This window comes from Endozoicomonas sp. 2B-B, from assembly GCF_053470045.1.
In genome coordinates this window covers 5,700,001-5,718,811 of the sequence record NZ_JBLZMU010000001.1, presented here as the reverse complement: position 1 = coordinate 5,718,811, position 18,811 = coordinate 5,700,001, and the positions used below count along the sequence as shown (strand labels likewise).

Here is an 18,811-nt window from a genome sequence, read left to right as displayed (position 1 = left end):
AGCGAACCGAGCGAGGCACTGTGATGATGAATGGAATTCGTCAATCTCCACCTGACTATTTTCCCACTGAGTACTGGCACAGTCTCGAAGATGGTCGAATTCAGTGTGATGTTTGCCCCAGAGCCTGCAAGTTAAGAGAAGGCCAGCAGGGCCTTTGCTTTGTCAGAGCCCGGCATCAGGATCAGATTGTGTTGACCAGTTACGGACGCTCCAGCGGTTTTTGCATCGACCCCATAGAAAAGAAGCCACTGAACCACTTTTTACCTGGCACTCCGGTGTTGTCATTTGGCACAGCAGGTTGCAATCTTGCCTGCAAGTTCTGCCAGAACTGGGATATGAGCAAGTCCAGGGAAATGGATACTCTGGCTGATCAGGCCATGCCCTTGCAGCTGGCTCAGGCTGCGTTGGCAACGGGCTGCAGAAGTCTGGCGTTTACCTACAATGACCCGGTTATTTTTCTGGAGTATGCCAGAGATGTTGCGCTTGCCGCTCGTGAGCAGGGCATTCGCTCTGTCGCCGTCAGTGCCGGTTATATCTGCGAAGCCCCCAGAGAAGCCTTCTTTCAATGTATGGATGCGGCCAATATTGACCTGAAAGCATTCACTGAGTCTTTCTATAAAATGATTTGTGGCGGGTCTTTGCAGCCCGTGCTGGAAACTCTGAGGTATCTAAAGCATGAGACAAAGGTGTGGTTTGAAATAACCACTCTGCTGATTCCCGGGGAGAATGATTCTGATCATGAGCTTAACAGTATGTGTGAATGGATCGTTGAACATCTGGGGGTTGATGTGCCTGTACATTTCACCGCATTTCATCCTGACTGGAAAATGATGGAGCACACCCGCACACCCGCTGATACCCTTACCAGAGCAAGAAATATCGCAATCAAAAAAGGCATTCGTTATGCCTATACCGGCAATGTACACGACAGTCAGGGGGGGAGTACCTGGTGTCATAACTGCGGGCAATTGTTGATTGAGCGAGATTGGTATCAGATGGGGGTCTGGAACCTGAAGTCGGGTTGCTGCCATCGCTGTGGTGAAAAGCTGGCAGGTGTTTTTGAAGAGCTGCCCGGAGACTGGGGAAGCAAAAGAATTCCTGTGAGAATGAAGTCCTGAACTCTTTTTAAGACAGTAGTTTGTGATCTTCCCCTGTTTTAGCAGTCATACCGTGCGGACGGGCTTCTCAGAAATAGTCGCTAAAAGAAACGACGTTGGTTGATTTTTTTTAACACTTCGCTATATGAGAGATCGAAGAAATTAATCATGGTAATGGCTGGCGGGGGGATCAGTGATGGAAACAGCCTTCTGAGAATTGGTATGACTGCTTTTACGGTCAGGTTAAATGGGGAGGTTCTTGTGTCAGTCAGCTCTTGGTAGTTACGTTCCGAGAGTACACTGGCAGCAAATCCTTCAGGCTGTCGGTCATCGTTAAACTTTTGAAATGTATGATCGAGGTTATTGCGGTATTTTTTCAGAGTATCAAATAAGAATTGGCAGTCTTCAAAGCCAAGATTAACTCCTTGGCCCATAAAAGGAACGATGGCATGTGCAGCATCACCGATCAATAAAATGTTATTTCTAAAAACATAACGGTCACACTCTGCTTTAAACACATACCCTTGCTGTTTCTCCAATAACTCGCTCCCGGATTCTTTGATGAATGGGTAAATGTCAGGAAACTGTGCTTTTAAAAAATCTTCAATCTTTTTGGCTGAATCGAGGGATGAAAAACTGATTTTCCCCATTGAGGGTAGAAATAAATTAGCTCTGAAAGAGTGGTTTAAATTGGGAAGCGCAATCATAAAGAAGTCTTTGCGAGGCCAAATGTGGATGGCGCCTGGATCAATGGCCCAGGAATTGTTTTTTTCTTTGATGGTGATTTCTTTATAAGTAGAATCTATTAATGAAAATTGGTATTTAAAAGAGTTTCTTTTTGCCATCAAACTACGAGTTATGGATTTTGCACCATCTGCACCGATGACGGCATCAGCTTCAAGGGTATTTTTCCTGCCAGCCTGAATATAAGTCACTTTATTCTTTTTTTGTGAATTATCAATATTGATGCACTCACTATTTAAACATATTGATACATTGCGAGTCTCTTTGGCTGATTTTAATAATAATTTATGCAATCGACTTCTTTCTACTGAATAGTTGAACCAGGAATTTTTTCCGTATTTTGTCAAACTTATGGGTCTGCCTTTCCGATGAGTGGCTCGACTGTCCATCGGTAACGCAATATCTTTGAATTCCGTTTCCAGCCCTGCTGCTCTCAGTGCTTTGAGACCTCTTGGTGAAATTGACAAATTGATGGTTCTGCAATTGTTAGTCGTTTCGGTGTTGATATGCTTTTCCAGTACATGTACAAAAAAACCCAACTCACCCAAAAATTTTGCCGCCAATAGTCCAACGGGACCAGCACCGATTATGACAACATCCTGTTTGTCAGGAGCATGTAGCGTGCGACAGGTAAGCATGGGGTCAGGCTCAAAGGTTAACACTGTTACACCAGGTCTCCGCTGGTTCTTCCAGGTTATTTAGCTGGCCATATTGTTGACCGGCAAACGTTAACATGAAATGGGCATCACTGCCCATGCCCAGAAATGTCAACCCATCCTGCATCCGTTCTTTGACCTGGGATGCTTCACGGCATAACGTTCCCACCGGGATATTGCGTTTCTTACAACCCTTGATGACTTTCTCGGTAGCACTGACAAAAGTGGGCTCATCACTCCAGAACCTGGCGGGTAATCCAAGGGACATGTGTAAGTCATTTGGACCGATGAAAAAAAGGTCTACACCAGGCACATCTAATATTTCGTCGAGGTTATCTATGGATTCTTTCGTTTCTATCTGGATTCCGACAAGAATCTCCTGGTTGGCTGCACTCAGATATTGTGGGCGATTGACGCCAAAACCCAGGTGTGGGGCCAAGCCACCTCCACCTCTTTCGCCATCAGGAGGAAAGCGGGCATAGGCGACTGCTCGTTTAACGTCATCAGCGGTATTTATCATTGGCACGATAATGCCCTGTGCACCACAATCCAGAGCGCTTTTAATATGTTCAATGGAGCCAACCGGTACTCTGACAAGAGGGGTAATACGCCCGTCACTGATATCAGAAATGGTCGACATGATAATGGCAGCGGTGGGATAGTCGTAGGGAGTGTGTTCCAAGTCAAGCAGCAGCCAGTGGAAGAAGCCTTGGGCAGCGAGCAACCGGGCTGCATGAAAACTGTTCATTTGTAGCCAGGTTCCGATGGCAAATTTACCCTGTCTTAAGCTCAATAACGTTAGATTTTTGCGCATCAGAGACTCCTGTATTCAGTGTATTCAGACACCCTGAAATTCTAGGCAGCATTGACAGAATTTTCCAAATTCGCGATTTCAGGCCCTGAATCCCGATTTCTGATTCCATCTTGATTCGTTGTTGGCAGGGATGCGTCAATCACTGTCCTGTCACGAAACCATGAGCCAAAATGGCCTGTAAGTACTGTAAGCAATCGGTTGTAATCCTTCTGGATTTTTAATTCCTGTTAAAACGTATTCTTAGGGTAGACATTAAGCTCAAAAAAGCTTCATTTCCAGCGGCAGAACTCACCTTGAACAGCCAAAATAAAGCTTCGCGAAAAGTATCAAGGCTGAACAAGATGAGTATCGCAAATAGTAGACTAGTTCAAAAAAACTGCTGACGTGTTTCGACCGGTCTGAACTTCTCAGTATGGCGGAACAGCTTGGTTTTACTATACGACAGCGAGATATCCGCCCCTTGGACTTTATCCTTTCACTGATTGATGCCCTTGCTGGTGATGGAAACTGCGATACTCAAGCCGATCTCCACCGTAAATTTAATGAGTTGACGGGGCTGAATGTCTCCTATCGTTCCTGGGCAAATCAAGCTAAAAAAGACGCGATGCCTGCTCTTGTCCTCTGGCTATGGGTGCAGTGTCTGGAAGTCTTTACCCGCAAAGTCATGGCGTTTGATGAGGACAGTCCATTTTCAGAGTTCGAGCACATTCTGATTCATGACGGCTCATCGCAGGCTGTCTACAATGCCCTAAAGGAAACATTTCCCGGCAGGTTCTCAACGGTCAGTCCTGCTGCTGTAGAACTTCATACGACAATGGATCTTCTTACCAACAATCTGGTGCGCGTGCAGCTCACTGAAGATACCCGTTCAGAAAGAGACTGTCTGCCACCACTGCCAACCTCCATGGCTAATATCCTGATGCTGATCGATGCCGGTTATTTTGAGTTGGAACGCTTTGCTGCCATTGATGATCGGGAAGGTTCTTTTATCTGCAAGGCACCTCAGAGTATCAACCCGACGATACTCAGCGCAGTACGGGAGGATGGCAAAAATCTGAATCGCTACAAAGGGAAAAAACTTAAGGAAGTGTTGTCTGGCTTCCCTAAAGATCAATGCCTCGACCTGGATGTAGAATGGCCAGGATTCAAAGCCTGGCCATATCGTTTGGTTGTCCGCTGGAATGACAGGAAACTGAAATGGGTATTCGTTGTAAGCAACCTTAACCGGGTTGAGTTCACCCTGAATGAAGTACTTCAGGCCTATCGTCTACGATGGCAAATAGAGCTTATCTTCAAAGAGATCAAGTCCTATTCAGGGTGGCATCGTTTTAACACTAAATCAGCGACACTGGTGTTTAGCCTGATTCTGATGTCCTTCGTGGTTGTGACGTTGAAAAGGTATCTTGCCCATGCTGCACAGGCGAACCTCTATGAAAGTGGAGCCATTGAAGAAATCTCGACGCATAAGGCGATGAAAAGTGGAACCCGACTGTTTGGTAATGTCATTTTATCCCTTATGAATGCAGGAAAGTCTCTGCTCTCACATACAAGGAAGCTGCTCAACTTCTGGGCAGATAATGCGAAACGTGAACACCCTGCACGAGATGGTTGTTCAGGGCGTACAAGATTAGGTCTTTGTGCTGTGGGTGGGGCTTAATGTCTACCTTAAGAAAACGTATTACATGGTCAATATTCTTGAATTTCTAATAAAAATTATTCGGAAAATGAAGGAACTTACCTGTGGTTTCTTGGTCAAATAATTTAGAAATCCTGATTAAATGGATTTTTTTATTAAAACGAAATGGAGAAACTTATTATGAAGGCTTATTGGAGAAAAATGATTAACTGTTCAGTGCTGGCTGGACTGTCCTGCGTCGCTATTACCGGACTTAATGCTGACACGTCTGCGCAGGAACCACCAAAAAAAGTGGATATTGAATTGGCTCTTGAAATGAACGCGAATCCTCCCGTTGAGTTCGTGAATCCCTATGATGGTCAGAGCTCCAAGTGTAAGGTGCACTCAACTTCATGGAATCATGACGCTTCCTGGCTGGCAGCTGGAGTATCGTGCAAACATCAGCATATTTCGAATACCGCTCATGTACAACTATTACAGAAGGATACATTGATTCGTTTATATATTCGTATTCCATCTGGTGAAAATTTTGATAAAGTCAATGCCGTGTTTAGCCCCGATGGTTCATTGTTGGCGGTATCGACGAACGAGAAGGTCATCAGATTTTATGATGCCCATAAAGGTTTTATACTCAAGCATGTGCATGAGCTTGATGATAATTTTCGCCCGAATCCACCTTTTTCTTTCAACTCCGACGGTTCATTATTTGCGGTTGCAGGCAGTCATGATGTAAAAGTGTACAGTTTGAAGGGTGATTTTCTGCACACAGGTACGATTAATGACATTGAGCCAGTTGAAATGATGTTTACTTCCGATAAAAACATACTGGCTGTCAAGACTTTCTCTGAGATAAAAACTTTTCATTCAAACGATGAATTTGCAACCAGTGAAGTTGTGAAAACTTCCAAAATGAAAAAACGAAGGTTTTATCGAGGTTTCGCTTCGAGCCCAGATGGTTATTTATTGGCAACCCCAACTGCTTTCGGTGGAATCAGGTTTATAGATAATAGAACTTGTCAACCAGGAGATCCGTATCAAACGTCTTTCACTCCTATGATATCTGAAGAATATTCACCCTGTTCCGGCAACAGTATGTTCAATCAGGATATTGTCTACCTGGATACTAGTTTCACAACCAGTATGGCATTCAATAATGATGGGTCTCTTTTGGTCGTAGGTGGAAGCGACATTAATGATGGCTCTGGATATGTTAGTGTTTTATCGAAACAGGGATATGGGTGGTCCATAGAACATTCTATCAAAGATCCAAAATCAACAGTTAATAGCGTCAGCTTCAGTCCTGACGGTGAGTTGATGGCGGTAGCCGGTGTTGAGGGAAAAATCTGGTTATACGAAATTAATCCGGTCGAAGACAATTCGGACGAAGTTAACCAAGAAGAAGTTAACCTGGTCAATAAATCCACAACACCTGAACCATCCAACTTAGTTACTGAATACTCAATGTGCACTATTTTCGGGCGCTGTCATTAACAACGGCTCGATCGTGAAAAATGAAAACACCATCCAGCTGGTGGCTGGATGGTGTTTCTTGCAAAAATTATTCGGAAAATGAAGGAACTTAGCTGTAGTTTCTTGGTCAAATAATTAAGCAATCCTAATTAAATGGACTTTTGTATCAAAACTGAATGGAGAAACTTATTTATGAAGGCTTATTGGAAAAAAATGATTAACTGTTCAGTGCTGGCTGGACTGTCCTGCGTCGCTATTACCGGACTTAATGCTGACACTCCAGCGCAGGAATCACCAAAAAAAGTGGATATTGAATTGGCCCTTGAAATGAACGCGATTCCTCCCGTTGAGCTCAGGAGTCCCTTTGAGGAACAAAGCTCCAAGTGTAAGGTGCACTCAACTTCATGGAATCATGACGCTTCCTTGCTGGCAGCTGGAGTATCGTGCAAACATGATCATAGTGTCAATTCCGCCCATGTACAACTACTACAGATGGATATATTAGTTCCTTTGTTTATTCGTCTTCCATCTGATGAAACTGTACGTAAAGTCAAAGCCGTGTTTAGCCCCGATGGTTCGCTGTTGGCGGTATCGACGAACGATAAGGCTATCAGATTTTATGATGTCCATAAGGGTTTTATACTCAAGCATGTGCATGAACTTGGTGATAATAACTACCTCTATCCATCTTTTGCTTTCAGTCCCGACGGAACTTTATTTGCAGTTGGAGACGAAAGAGATATTAACGTGTTCAGTTTAAAGAGTGATTTTCTGCACTTAGGTACAATTAATAATATTCGACCAGTTGATATAAGGTTTATTTCCGACAATAATACACTGGCGGTCAAGAGCTTATTTGATATAAAGGTTTTTCATTCAAAAGATTCATTTTCTTCCAGTGAAGTTGTGAAATCTTCCAAGTTGGAAAGACGTAGACGTTATCATCAAGGTTTCGCTTCGAGTCCAGACGGTTCTATGATGGCATTCTCATCCAGTGGTAGTGAAATCAAGTTTCTGGATGATAGAGCTTGTAAAAAAGAAGATCTGGATCAGCTGGTTCAAGAGAAGCGCGCCAATCCCTTTATGGTGTCGGATAAATACTTACCCTGCTTTGGCAACAGTTTTTTCAATCAGAGTTCTGTATACAGTGGCGTTGATTACGTAACCAGTATGACATTCAATAATGACGGATCTTTGCTGGCAGTCGGTGGAACTAACCGTAAAGCCTCTGAAAATATTAAGATTTTTTCGAAAAATAAATCGGGTTGGTCTCTGGCACATTCTATTAATGAACCAAAATCTACTGTCAATAGCGCCAGCTTCAGTCCTGATGGTGAATTATTGGCGGTCGCCGGAGTTGATGGAAAAATCTGGTTGTACGAAATTGATCCGGCCGAAGACAATGAAGACGAAGTTGATCAAGATGAAGTTAACCTGGTAAATAAATCAACAACACCTAAATCATCCAACTTGACTACTGAATACTCAATGTGCACTATTTTCGGCCACTGTAAGTAACGACGGCTCGATCGTAAAAATGATATGAGAGCCAGCTGGTGGCTGAGTTGTATTTCATTAACAACTGTCAAAATCAGTGGCTCTCATTTATCAGATTAACCTATTCAGTAACATGATGGTTTTTTCTTCTCTCTTGAATCCGCCCTAGAGGTGATACTTATATTTTGTTGAATTTTAAATGTTAATGTAATGCTGTACTTATTAATTCAATAGTTGTTTTATACTCACTTTCTAAATCAAAATTAGTGCATGTTGTTAAAAAAACCTGATCATTTTTTAATGATTCGTAAATTTTTGATAAGTGTTCTTTCGTTTTTTCGGAGATTTCTTCGTCATTGAACCTGTCTATTTCACAAAAAAGTTCAGATTGCGGAATACAATATTTTTCTTTATGCCCATGAAATGTAAAGTAACTCCCCCCTTCACCAGACGACATTAGCCCAGTTAAAACTTGCATGATAAATTGAGCATAAGCATCAGGGAGGGGGCGAAAAATTTGTTTTTTTGTTTCTTCTATAAAGATGTCTTTTGAAGACGCTGTGCCTGGCTTCTGTCTGGCAAGTAATGATGCGTGATATATCCTCATTAATGCAATATTGTTATTTAACTCTAAATCAGAAGAAATAGGTGTGTCTGACTGATTTAATTGATGTTGTTTTAATCTTATCTCGTCAATAAGGGAGATTAAGCTATTGACCGCACTGTTGAGTGATGCATTGGCATTATATGAATAAAAAACAGAAATAATAAAAATAATTCGACATATTAAAGTTGCTCTGTGATTTTTCATGTGATTCAGGTTTAGTGACTTCGAAAACTACCCCTGAAACCTAGCACTTTTTTATTATTTTTGCAGGCTGTTGGAAAACATAGCGCTTGCAGCAAGGGGGGTGAGCGCAGTTAAACTTTCCCTGATTAATTCAAATTCTGTCTTTAACTAAGCCTCTGCCTGGTGTTTCAGGAGGCTGACCGGGAATAGACTGCCCTACGCGGCAACTGCTCCTGTGTTGCTCTAGCTCCTGCATCCATGCAGTCGTCGGCAACTGCTCCTGCGTTGCTCTAGCTCCTGCATCCATGCAGTCGTGCGGCGCAGCCTCTGAAAAGTGAAAGCGCTTTGACTTTACGAATTGTTCTGGTTGACTCACTATAAAGCTTTCCATCAAAGGGAGGTGCATACATTGAAGGATGCGAACGGCTGGATTGAAGCGCTGTCGCTTGAGCCTCATCCGGAAGGCGGCTTTTTTCGGGAAACTTATCGCTCTGATGAAGTATTAGCCCATGGTAGTCTGCCGGATCGGTTTTCAGGAGAACGAAACTTTTCGACGGCTATTTATTATTTGTTGGAGGGTAAGGATTTTTCCGCGTTTCATCGAATTCAGCAAGATGAAGTCTGGCATTTCTATGACGGTGCATCATTGATTATCCATATTATTGGTCCGGAAGGAAGCTATTCCACTGCAAGGCTCGGACGCACCATTCTGGATGGCGAAGTTCCACAGTTTATGGTACCTGCAGGCTGTTTTTTTGCGGTAGAGGTAAGTGATCCTTCTTCGTACGTTCTTTCTGGTTGTACCGTTGCTCCGGGCTTTGACTTTGCGGACTTTGAAATGCCTTCAGCTGAGCAGCTGTTGAATAGCTTCCCTGAGCATGCTGTTCTGATTGAGCGATTGACACGGTAAAAGCTATGAAAAAATTTATTGTAACTGTCCCCTCGAATATCAATATCAATTCATACAATACTGTTGTCGTTTGGTGTGAGACCTTTGGCGAGTTTATCACTGCGGCCAGATATCGATAGAATGGCGCCGGACTTGTTGAAGTCCGGCAGAATTCATGCCTTAACTTTCGTTAAATGCCTCGTCCCATTCATTGGCAAAAAGATAACCCAGGGTGTGGGCATTTTTTTCTTCTTTATTGACCGCAAGGAAGATGGTTGCGTTGTATGTAGACTTGTCGTGTATGTCCATGACCACGAGATCATCGTTCTGGGCTTCACCTAACTTGTCGATACAGGTGCTATGGGTCACCAGAATCAGGTTTTTGCCTTCTTCCTTGTATTTGAAAATATCGCTATAAAGGTTCTCTTTACAGCCTTCACGAAGCCAGTTTTGAGTAATGGTCGCTTCCTCACCAAACATCAGGTCAGCAGTCTGGTGGGTTCGTTTGACAGGGCTGTTGTAGACGATGGTTGTTTGCTCGGGTAAGTGATTAAATTTCTGCCCGACGGCAATAGCCTCTGCCTTGCCGGGAACGGTGATACCGGTTTCCCCATCAAGACACAGGTTGTCAGAGCGATCACAGCGTTCAGCGTGTCTGACCAGTGCAACGACATTACCTTGAACCCAGTGAACCTGTAGATCAAACAGTCTTTTATCATTTTCAGCCAGGCTAACCGTGGGCTCAGGCTGCAGAAAGGACCAGGCTGCTGACGCTGAAACGGTCAGACCAGCCAGGGCAATCAATGTCTTTTTAAGCATATAAGGTGTTTTGCGACAATTCTTTGAGAGAGGCCCGCTGTGTCAGGATAGTTGTCCCGCTCACTGATTAACCAATAAAAGCTAGACAGTGGGCGATGGACGTTGAATATGCCTCGTTTTTCAGAGGAACGTAAATCAGCTGTTTTGAAAAAACTGTTACCACCACACAATCGCTCTGTGCCGGATGTTGCCAGAGAGGAAGGTATCAGCGAACAAACCCTGTATAATTGGCGTAAAAAACTACGGGACAAAGGATTACCTGTGCCAGGGAACGAACAAAAATCAGAACAATGGTCTGCTGAAAGCAAGTTTGCCGTGGTCGTCGAAACCGCTGCTTTGTCAGAAACAGAGTTAAGTGAATACTGCCGTAAAAAAGGGCTTTATCCTCAACAAGTCAAGGAGTGGAAGCACGCTTGTATTTCAGGTGCTGTTCAGGCTTCTCAGCGTGCAGACCAGGAAAGCAAGCAATTAAAACAAGAGCGTAAGCGCAATCAGAGCCTTGAAAAAGAGCTTCGCCGTAAAGACAAGGCGTTGGCAGAAGCTGCAGCCCTGCTGGTGCTATCAAAAAAGCTCGATGCCTTCTACGGGATAGACAGCGAGGACAACTGACACCTGTCGATAAGCGCCGCCAACTGCTGACATGGTTTGATGAGGCTATAGCAAACGGCGCTTCTCGCTGGAAGGCTGCTGAACAATTGGAAATATCCCTGAAAACACTGAATCGCTGGCGCGATGACAATGGTGCAGTGTTAACGGACAAACGCCCGGATGCCTTGCGCCCGGTACCCTCTAACAAACTGACTGAGGAAGAGGAGCAACGTATTCTGACTATCAGTAATGAAGATGAGTATGCGAGCCTGCCACCATCGCAGATCGTGCCAGCCCTTGCAGACAAGGGAGTATACGTTGCTTCTGAATCTAGCTTTTACCGTGTGTTGAAAAAGTATGGTCAGTTGCACCACCGCGGTCGTTCAAGAAAGCGATCGAAAAGCAACAAGCCGACAACCTATGTTGCTACTGGCCCTAACCAGGTCTGGTGTTGGGACATCAGTTACATACCTTCCAGGGTACGCGGCCAGTTCTGGTACCTCTACCTGATACTGGACGTTTACAGTCGTAAGATTGTTGGTTGGGAGATTCATAGCCGTGAGTCTGGTGAGTTAGCCAGTGAACTGATTAACCGGACAATGGTGGCTGAAAAATGCACTAAAACACCGCTTGTACTGCACTCAGACAATGGGGCTCCAATGACGTCGAGTACCTTTAAGGCCAAGCTTGAGGAATTGGGCATTATTCCCTCTCATAGTCGCCCAAGGGTGAGTAATGATAACGCATTTGCAGAATCGATCTTTAAAACGGTGAAGTACTGTCCTCAGTGGCCATCTCAAGGTTTTCTGACGTTAGAACACAGTCGACAGTGGATGCTGAAGTTTGAGCGCTTTTATAACAATGAACACCGCCATAGCTCAATCCGCTTTGTGACACCTGCGCAACGGCATGAGAAAAGAGATCAGGAAATCCTGAATCACCGGAAACAGGTGTATACCAAAGCGCGAGAAGCTAATCCAACGCGCTGGTCAGGAGTTATCAGAAACTGGGAGCCTGTAGGTGCGGTTGCACTGAATCCTGAGCGGTTGTCTGAAGCAAGAATTAACGAGAAAAAGGCAGCCTAAAATTCAGTTTTCGGGACAACTATCTTGAAAAACTCCGGAGGTAATGTATCGAATCAACGCCTCTCTAAAACAGTGTTAATCAACGCAGAGTAAGCCACATATATTACGGTTTTATGACGAAAGCGCACATGGATAGAGAAATGCCACTTGTCGGGTTTGGGCGTGGTGCACTAAAGAATAGGTATAAGTAGCTTGCTGTTTTCTATACTGACGCAGTCCAGACTCCATCGCCCCTGCTCTGAAATCGCAGAGACGATTGAATTCAGGTTACAGAGCCAAGATTCCGGTCAGACAGACCGCAAAATCCAAAGTAACGATAATAACAGCATCCAAAACAAAGATAGCAGTAGCATTGAAAGCAAAGATAACAGCAGTGGCTCTCGCAGATGAACTATTGAGTGCGCTTTTATCCTGGGCTATTTTTGTACCGGGGTTTGAGCTTGCTCCGGAATCATAGGGTGGGGCGACTGGCTGGCAGATTTCGGTGTCAAAGAATAGCTCGCCTTCAAGGTTGAACAGTCCTCTGCAGGCAGAGGAACCGTTGGTAGCAGTCCAGGTATTCACCATCGGGTTGTTTGTATGAGGTGTGGGGGTTGACATGAGAATGCTGGAACTCAGAGGTCTTTCGCACAGTTCACGTACTTTATGTTCTGCCAGTTTTTGTTCGCTAAGATCTTCCAGTGATTTGTGAACCGCTTTCAGGCTGAATGGTTTCAGGGGTTGCCACCATGGATTGACTGCTTGCAGGTGGTTACAAATCAGGTTCAGTTCAAGCCCTCCCCAAATGGTTATAGCTGTCCATGTTACACTGATATGATTTTCAATCATGTAAAAACGTGGAAGTCCCGCTTCGATTATTTCGGAACCTTCGATATCTCCGGTAAGAACAAAACCACCTTTGCGAGCGGGGTCGCGACGAGTGAAGCCGGCATTGGAAATGTTGACTTCGTTGCTGATAATATCCATGCTGCTTCCAGGAGCTATTCTAAACTCACCTGCCTCTGCCATATTGCCAGTGAAACTGTTCGACTTGACAACTAATTGCTCTGACTGGTTCCTGATCTCGGGAAGATTAATAAATATCCCATGATCCGGAATTAAATGTGGGAAATAGTGGTTGTTAATCGTGTTGTATTTTTCACCTGTGATCAGGTTGACAGAGAACTGCAAGCCCGGACCCCGGATCTCACCATTGGCAGACGCATCCAGAGATTTTCTGCAGTCAAGGACAACTGCGGCACGGATGGGAAGATGGAAAATGTTCCCTTCTAAAATCAGTTTCCGGTTATAGCACTCTGCAAAAACAATGGAGTCAATTGAGGGGTGGTTATTCTCTCGGTCTGGCTGAAAATTAACGTGTTTTATATTGCTGTTTTTTGTTTCATCAGCCTGGAAGTTGTCAGTGGTTCCGATCCTGACCACATATTTGTCTTCATATCCTGGCCGATCTTTGATCATGATCTCAAAACCATTTTCGGCTGCTCCAATAATGTCCTGACCGTTTTTCAAACGTATTGCACTGTTAACAAAGTACTCACCCGGAGTTACAACAGGCGCAGGCGTTGTTGTATGTAAAGAGCTAACCGATGGAGAGGGTGTTGTTGGCATGACCACTTCGGAGGAGAGCAGTATAACAGTGTTCTCAGGTATCCGTTCTATCAACTCATTTAAATTTTCTGCAGGATTGGTGCTGAGAATTATACACTGTCGCTTGTTAACAAGTTCTGAATCCATTCTTAGCCGTTGCTGAACCACCGTCGAATGCTTTGAATGCGTCCTGGGGTCAAGCAGAGAGTCGCAAGATACTGTCGGAAGGGACTGAGAAGAGGGGGTCGTTGAAGATTGAGTCGACGCTTCGAGTTGTTGAATCAGAGTTTGTAACAGGAATACCGGGGCGATGAACCGGGTCAAAAAACGCTGCTGACTTATCATGTTCTGGACTCCCAAAAAAATTTTAGAAGAGAAGCCTAGACGCAGTAAATAAACCTATCCATTCAAATTATGCGCAAGTTGGAAGATAAGGCACGATGATTATCGAATAAGCGTAAAACCCCGTACTTTGAAGACGGGGATGTAAGCTCGGTTAAAAAAACAGACACCCCGTCAACGCGCTTGACCGGCTACAGTCGGTCAAGCGCGATTGGTGTCAGCTGCCTTCCTTGGAGAGTTCAGAAATTTCTTTCAGGCGCTCCAGAACTTTGTAATTGATGGAGTCTTTTGTGTACTGACCACGACTGTTCAGTGTGCCAGGCTTGCAACCGGTCAGAAGCTCCATGGCTTCGTCAGCATGGTTGACTGCATAAACACTGAAATTGCCTGCTTTTACAGCATCGACCACTTTCTGGTGGAGCATCAGGTTTCGGAGGTTGGTGGCAGGGATAATGACGCCCTGCTCACCTGTCAGGCCACGGGCGTTACAAAGATCAAAGAAGCCCTCAATCTTTTCATTAACACCGCCAATTGCCTGAACTTCCCCATGCTGGTTCATGGAGCCGGTGACGGCAAAACCCTGTTTGATAGGCGTATTGGTCAGAGCGGACACCAGGCAGCAAAGTTCAGCCAGGGTGGCACTGTCACCATCAATATAACCGTAGGATTGCTCCATGGTCAGACTGGCTGAGATAGCCAGAGGGAATTTCTGGGCGTATTTGCTGCCCAGATAGCCAGTCAGGATCATAACCCCCTTTGAGTGAATGGCCTGACCCAGAGAGACTTCCCGTTCAATATCGACAATCCCCTGGGATCCCGGGTAGACGGCTGCCGTAATTCTGGCTGCAGAACCAAAGCTGGTATCCCCGATAGACATGACAGTGAGCCCATTGATCTTACCGATCTTTTCTCCTTCGGTATCGATCAGGATACTGCCTTCAATCATCTCGTCGAGAATCTGCTGGCTGACACGTCCGGTGCGCTCAGACTTGGCGGTCAGGGCCCGGTCAATATGTTCGTTGTTGATCTTGCGGCTGCGGCTCATACGACGAATGAAGTCTGCTTCTGCCAGCAGGTCGAACAGATCGCCGATTTTGGCAGACATCTCACCCTGGTGTTCAGCCATTCTCGAGCTGTGTTCAACGAGACGGGCAACGGCCGCAGCCGTCAGGGCCGGGTAGTTTTCATCATCTGCCCGGTTTTTTAACAGTTGGGCAAAAGCGTATACCGATTCCCTGTCTCGTTTAATCCGGTCATCAAAATCGACCAGAACTCTGAAAATTTCATGGAAATCCGGATCAAGCTGTTGCAGCAGATAATAAATATCTCTGGAACCGACAAGTATGATCTTGACGTTGAGAGGGATGGACTCCGGATTCAGGGTAATGGTGTTGAGTAGTCCCATTTCTGAGTATGGAGATTCGATGGTCAGCTCTTTCTGTTTCAGGGCTCTCTTCAGCGCTTCCCAGACAAAAGGTTCTTCCAGCAACTTGTTTGCGTCCAGCAACAAGTAGCCACCATTGGCTTTATGCAGAGAACCAGGGCAAATCTGTCGGTAATTGGTCACCAGGGCACCCATCTCGCTGGCGTATTCAATACGACCAAACAGGTTTTTGTAGTTGGGGTGAGACTCATACACGACGGGTGCAGCACCGCTGGCAGAGTGGCCAATCAGCAGGTTAGGTGCATAGAGTTCAACCAGTGATTGTCGTTTGGTTGAGTCATCCTTGGACTCCATATTGCGGTCATCAGCAAGAATATCAATAACGGTGCGGTGGAGGTGATTCTTAACCGCCTCCAGATATTCCAGTACCGACTTCTCATTGTTGTAATCCTTTTTCAATGGCTTGAGCAGAGGCTCCAGGGCCTGATCAATGGTTTCCTGATTTAGCTTCTGTAGCTTCTCGTTGGATTCCCGTTTCCATTGAGGAAGTTCAACCAGCGAGTCATTCAGTATCGACTCCAGTTCACTGATGTCTTTATTGAATTTGGACCGTTTTTTATCCGGGAGCTGGGCAAATTCGGTTTCGTCCATCGCCTTACCCTCATGCATAGGGGTAAAGCTCAGGGAACCCGCTTCGCGAAACAAGGCAATGTTCCGTTTCAGGGCTTCCTGTTCAATCTGATCAATGGCGTGGTCATAGCTTCGGTTGAAATCGCGCTCGATAACACTTTTCTTTTGTTGATAGGTCGGGTTTTCAAACGCTGCCGGAAAGGTCAGCATGAGACTGTCAACAAACTGATCAAAATCTTTCTGCAAAGGCTCGCCCGCTCCCGCCGGAAGCATCAAAATCTTTGGTTCACGAGGGTTGTCGAAGTTATTGATATAAACCCAGTCGTCAGGTGGCGTCTGGCGCTTGGCTTCAGATTCCAGATATTTTCTCAGATAGGACATCCTGCCTGTACCGGACTCTCCCATCACATAGATGTTGTAGCCCGTTCGGTGCATGGCTACGCCGAATTGAATGGCACTGGTTGCTCTTTCCTGGCCGAGGATACCCGCATATTTCTCAAGATCGTCGGTGGACTTGAACCCAAGTTCTTTGACCGGCTGTTTCGCAATGAGTTGACTGGTTGAAAGTTTAAGCTTTTTCACTAAGGCCTGCCGTTAACTAATGAGTTCTCTGGGTCATTTCTACGTCGCAGAGCACCATAGGATCAATCATAAGCCGCTCTGCTTTGATGGATTCTTAACCTGCCGGAAAAACCATTAGCCGGTAGGCTGCCAGGTCATCAGTCTCTTTGGATAACCCGTACGGATAGCATAATGCTTTTTTTATCTAACTGTCATGAATTCTGTTGCCAATTGAGGTTGGAGGATAAAAGCGGCTTTTTTAACGGTTATTTGTTACAAGAACTTGCTTCTAATTTTCTGAGTAATAGCGTTAACTTAAATGATGAGATGTCCAGTGTCGATCGTTGAAGTGACATTGAGTAAAAGTGTGGGATTGCTTCAGAACAAAATGTAGTACGTAAGTTTTATATCGTTTGTGTATGCATCTTTGCGAAGGTCCTCTGAGGTTGCCAGGAAATTGAGGTCATCATGTTGAGATTTCTGTCATGCCTGCTAACAGTTTTTTTTATTTTTTCATTTCACAGTGCTCAGGCTTCACCGCAGCTGGTTAAAGAGTTGCAGAAACTGGTAGGGGGGTTACCACCGGGTAGTGTTCACTCCATTCAGGTCAAAGACCCTGCCAGTGGCCGGGTTGTTTTTGAACAGGGGGCTCATCACAATCTGGTGCCTGCCAGCGTTCTGAAAGTAGTGACGGCCACACTGGCTTATGAGGTTCTGGGCGATAAATTTCAATACACTACCCAGCTCGTAACCCGCGACCGACCTATCCGAAAAGGTATTGTTAATGGGCCCGTAGCTCTTGTGTTCAGTGGTGATCCTTCTTTGAGACGGAAACATCTGGATGAGCTTGTTGGCCAGCTGAAAAAGCGGGGGGTCAAATCTATTCATGGAGACCTCTGGCTGGATGGAGCTGTCTTTACAGGCTATGACCGCGCTGGTGGCGTCAGCTGGGATGATCTGAACATCTGTTTTGCAGCACCGGCAGCCGCCATGATTCTGGACCGGAACTGTTTCTACGGCTGGCTGAAACCAGGCAAAAAAGAAGGTTCCAGAACGTCCATCCAATACGATCAGCCAGACTGGTTTCTGGCCATTGATAATCAGGTACGCACCCATTCTGAAGAAAATTGCCGTCTTGAAGTTCGCCCCTCAAGGGATAAGGAGTACCGTCTACAGGGCTGTATCAGCCCCAAATCATCGCCTGTTCGCCTCGCTTTTTCTGTGAACAATGTAGAGAGAACGGTTAAGCGGTATGTGAAAGATCGGCTGCAAAAAAAGGGTGTCGAATTAAAAGGCAGAGTCATTGTGGGTCGTCCCGGGATGGATTTGCCTTTTGTTCTGGCAGAACATAGATCCGAGTTTTTACCGCAGCTACTCAAACCGGTGTTAAAGAATTCTGACAACCTGTACTCTGACAGCATTCTGAAAACAGTAGGTTACGAAACCTCTGGCAAGCCGGGATCTTATGCCTCAGGTATTGAAACAGCGCGGGAAGTTCTGGGAGGCAAAGGCGTTGGTTTTCGAACCAGCAGGTTGGTAGACGGTTCCGGGCTTTCCCGATACAACTTTATCAGTGCGTCGACCCTGGTTGATGTGCTGATGTTTGGTTGGTCACGATGGGGGGAAAAAAGTCCCTGGCTGAGCGCTCGTGATCGTAAGGAAATGTGGTTCAAAACCGGTTATATGAGTGGCGTCAGCAGTGTGGCTGGCTATGTATTCCAGCCCGATGGAAAGCCCCTGGTGTTTGCTGTGATCCTTAATGGTCTGATGCCTCCTCTACCAGCCAGTCGTGAACAAATGAAAGCTTTTCGCAAAGACATCAGAGTTTTCCGTCGTTCATTTCTAAAAGCTTTGTCCAAGGAAGGAAAGGTCTGAATCATGCTTTTCCCCCCCCCCCTTTCGAAGTGGCTTCCATTATCCATGAGTGAGTCATTGTTGTCTGCGGTAGGTGTTTGCCGTTGTTGCTATCTTCGATCCCGCAATTATAATCCGCCTCCACTGAATGGTGCATGGCTCTTAACGGGCACGCAACGATCCATTGCAACAACGTTTAAAACGGTGATTGACAATCGGATCGAACAGCGTAGAATGCGCCGCCGCTGAGACGGAAACGCAACCCTCACTGAGTGAACGAATGCGGTCTTGGTAAGTTGAAAAGTGACTTAGAAAACAAGCACTTGACAACAAAAACGGTCGCGGTAAGATAGCGGCCTCGCTGAACA

At 45.4% G+C, this 18,811-nt stretch carries 14 protein-coding genes; 8 read left to right on the top strand and 6 right to left on the bottom strand.

Features of this window, described 5'->3' with window-relative positions; all coding sequences use genetic code 11:
* Window positions 1-23: 23 nt before the first annotated feature.
* Complete coding sequence (amrS, locus tag ACOMHB_RS21195) at window positions 24-1,118, top strand: AmmeMemoRadiSam system radical SAM enzyme (RefSeq protein ID WP_448218091.1); 1,095 nt, start codon at window positions 24-26, stop codon at window positions 1,116-1,118.
* 80 nt (window positions 1,119-1,198) lie between these two features.
* Here amrS and ACOMHB_RS21190 read toward each other — a convergent pair whose 3' ends face one another.
* Complete coding sequence (locus tag ACOMHB_RS21190) at window positions 1,199-2,503, bottom strand: FAD-dependent oxidoreductase (protein ID WP_448218090.1); 1,305 nt, start codon at window positions 2,501-2,503, stop codon at window positions 1,199-1,201.
* A complete protein-coding gene (locus ACOMHB_RS21185; protein ID WP_448218089.1) occupies window positions 2,490-3,311 on the bottom strand; it encodes an HpcH/HpaI aldolase family protein in 822 nt (273 codons plus the stop codon). The genes ACOMHB_RS21190 and ACOMHB_RS21185 overlap by 14 nt, the downstream gene beginning before the upstream one ends.
* 376 nt (window positions 3,312-3,687) lie before the next feature.
* Here ACOMHB_RS21185 and ACOMHB_RS21180 point away from each other — a divergent pair, with 376 nt between their 5' ends.
* The 3 genes from ACOMHB_RS21180 (at window position 3,688) to ACOMHB_RS21170 (ending at window position 7,935) form a co-directional block, all read left to right on the top strand.
* A complete protein-coding gene (locus tag ACOMHB_RS21180) occupies window positions 3,688-4,968 on the top strand; it encodes an IS4 family transposase (protein ID WP_448218596.1) in 1,281 nt (426 codons plus the stop codon).
* 159 nt (window positions 4,969-5,127) lie between these two features.
* Window positions 5,128-6,438: a WD40 repeat domain-containing protein gene (locus tag ACOMHB_RS21175; RefSeq protein WP_448218088.1), complete on the top strand. Its 1,311-nt coding sequence runs from the start codon at window positions 5,128-5,130 to the stop codon at window positions 6,436-6,438.
* A 171-nt stretch (window positions 6,439-6,609) separates the two neighbouring features.
* Window positions 6,610-7,935 carry a WD40 repeat domain-containing protein gene (locus ACOMHB_RS21170; RefSeq protein WP_448218087.1) on the top strand — a complete coding sequence of 442 codons (1,326 nt, stop codon included), beginning with the start codon at window positions 6,610-6,612 and terminating at the stop codon, window positions 7,933-7,935.
* Between the two features lie 181 nt (window positions 7,936-8,116).
* Here ACOMHB_RS21170 and ACOMHB_RS21165 read toward each other — a convergent pair whose 3' ends face one another.
* Entirely contained in the window at window positions 8,117-8,725 is a 609-nt protein-coding gene (locus tag ACOMHB_RS21165; RefSeq protein WP_448218086.1) for a hypothetical protein, read from the bottom strand.
* Window positions 8,726-9,113: 388 nt separating this feature from the next.
* Here ACOMHB_RS21165 and ACOMHB_RS21160 point away from each other — a divergent pair, with 388 nt between their 5' ends.
* Both ACOMHB_RS21160 and ACOMHB_RS21155 read left to right on the top strand, forming a co-directional pair.
* Window positions 9,114-9,614: a cupin domain-containing protein gene (locus tag ACOMHB_RS21160; RefSeq protein WP_448218085.1), complete on the top strand. Its 501-nt coding sequence runs from the start codon at window positions 9,114-9,116 to the stop codon at window positions 9,612-9,614.
* Between the two features lie 5 nt (window positions 9,615-9,619).
* Window positions 9,620-9,733 carry a DM13 domain-containing protein gene (locus tag ACOMHB_RS21155; RefSeq protein ID WP_448218084.1) on the top strand — a complete coding sequence of 38 codons (114 nt, stop codon included), beginning with the start codon at window positions 9,620-9,622 and terminating at the stop codon, window positions 9,731-9,733.
* Window positions 9,734-9,773: 40 nt separating this feature from the next.
* Here ACOMHB_RS21155 and ACOMHB_RS21150 read toward each other — a convergent pair whose 3' ends face one another.
* Window positions 9,774-10,412: a histidine phosphatase family protein gene (locus ACOMHB_RS21150; RefSeq protein ID WP_422138762.1), complete on the bottom strand. Its 639-nt coding sequence runs from the start codon at window positions 10,410-10,412 to the stop codon at window positions 9,774-9,776.
* A gap of 108 nt (window positions 10,413-10,520) precedes the next feature.
* On the opposite strand from ACOMHB_RS21150, the gene ACOMHB_RS21145 reads away from it, so the two are divergent.
* Window positions 10,521-12,085, top strand: a protein-coding gene (locus ACOMHB_RS21145; RefSeq protein WP_448215008.1) for an IS3 family transposase whose coding sequence is annotated in 2 segments (ribosomal slippage) — window positions 10,521-10,974 and window positions 10,974-12,085 — 1,566 coding nt in all. Because the reading frame shifts where the segments join, the coding sequence is not laid out codon by codon here.
* 267 nt (window positions 12,086-12,352) lie between these two features.
* On the opposite strand, the gene ACOMHB_RS21140 is transcribed toward ACOMHB_RS21145, so the two are convergent.
* Together ACOMHB_RS21140 and ACOMHB_RS21135 are read right to left on the bottom strand one after the other, a co-directional pair.
* The gene (locus ACOMHB_RS21140; protein WP_448218083.1) at window positions 12,353-14,017 is read right to left on the bottom strand and encodes a hypothetical protein; all 1,665 of its coding nucleotides are present in this window, start codon (window positions 14,015-14,017) and stop codon (window positions 12,353-12,355) included.
* A gap of 214 nt (window positions 14,018-14,231) precedes the next feature.
* Entirely contained in the window at window positions 14,232-16,610 is a 2,379-nt protein-coding gene (locus ACOMHB_RS21135) for a Lon protease family protein (RefSeq protein WP_448218082.1), read from the bottom strand.
* Between the two features lie 447 nt (window positions 16,611-17,057).
* Here ACOMHB_RS21135 and dacB point away from each other — a divergent pair, with 447 nt between their 5' ends.
* Window positions 17,058-18,464, top strand: a complete 1,407-nt coding sequence (dacB, locus tag ACOMHB_RS21130) for a D-alanyl-D-alanine carboxypeptidase/D-alanyl-D-alanine endopeptidase (RefSeq protein ID WP_422135078.1) — start codon at window positions 17,058-17,060, stop codon at window positions 18,462-18,464.
* The last annotated feature ends 347 nt before the right edge of the window (window positions 18,465-18,811 follow it).

Coding starts and splice junctions, on each gene's coding strand:
- ACOMHB_RS21185 (WP_448218089.1), bottom strand. CDS start 3,311: ATGCGCAAAAATCTAACGTTATTGAGCTTAAGACAGGGTAAATTTGCC.
- ACOMHB_RS21150 (WP_422138762.1), bottom strand. CDS start 10,412: ATGCTTAAAAAGACATTGATTGCCCTGGCTGGTCTGACCGTTTCAGCG.
- ACOMHB_RS21140 (WP_448218083.1), bottom strand. CDS start 14,017: ATGATAAGTCAGCAGCGTTTTTTGACCCGGTTCATCGCCCCGGTATTC.
- ACOMHB_RS21155 (WP_448218084.1), top strand. CDS start 9,620: ATGAAAAAATTTATTGTAACTGTCCCCTCGAATATCAATATCAATTCA.
- ACOMHB_RS21165 (WP_448218086.1), bottom strand. CDS start 8,725: ATGAAAAATCACAGAGCAACTTTAATATGTCGAATTATTTTTATTATT.
- ACOMHB_RS21175 (WP_448218088.1), top strand. CDS start 5,128: ATGAAGGCTTATTGGAGAAAAATGATTAACTGTTCAGTGCTGGCTGGA.
- amrS (WP_448218091.1), top strand. CDS start 24: ATGATGAATGGAATTCGTCAATCTCCACCTGACTATTTTCCCACTGAG.
- ACOMHB_RS21170 (WP_448218087.1), top strand. CDS start 6,610: ATGAAGGCTTATTGGAAAAAAATGATTAACTGTTCAGTGCTGGCTGGA.
- dacB (WP_422135078.1), top strand. CDS start 17,058: ATGTTGAGATTTCTGTCATGCCTGCTAACAGTTTTTTTTATTTTTTCA.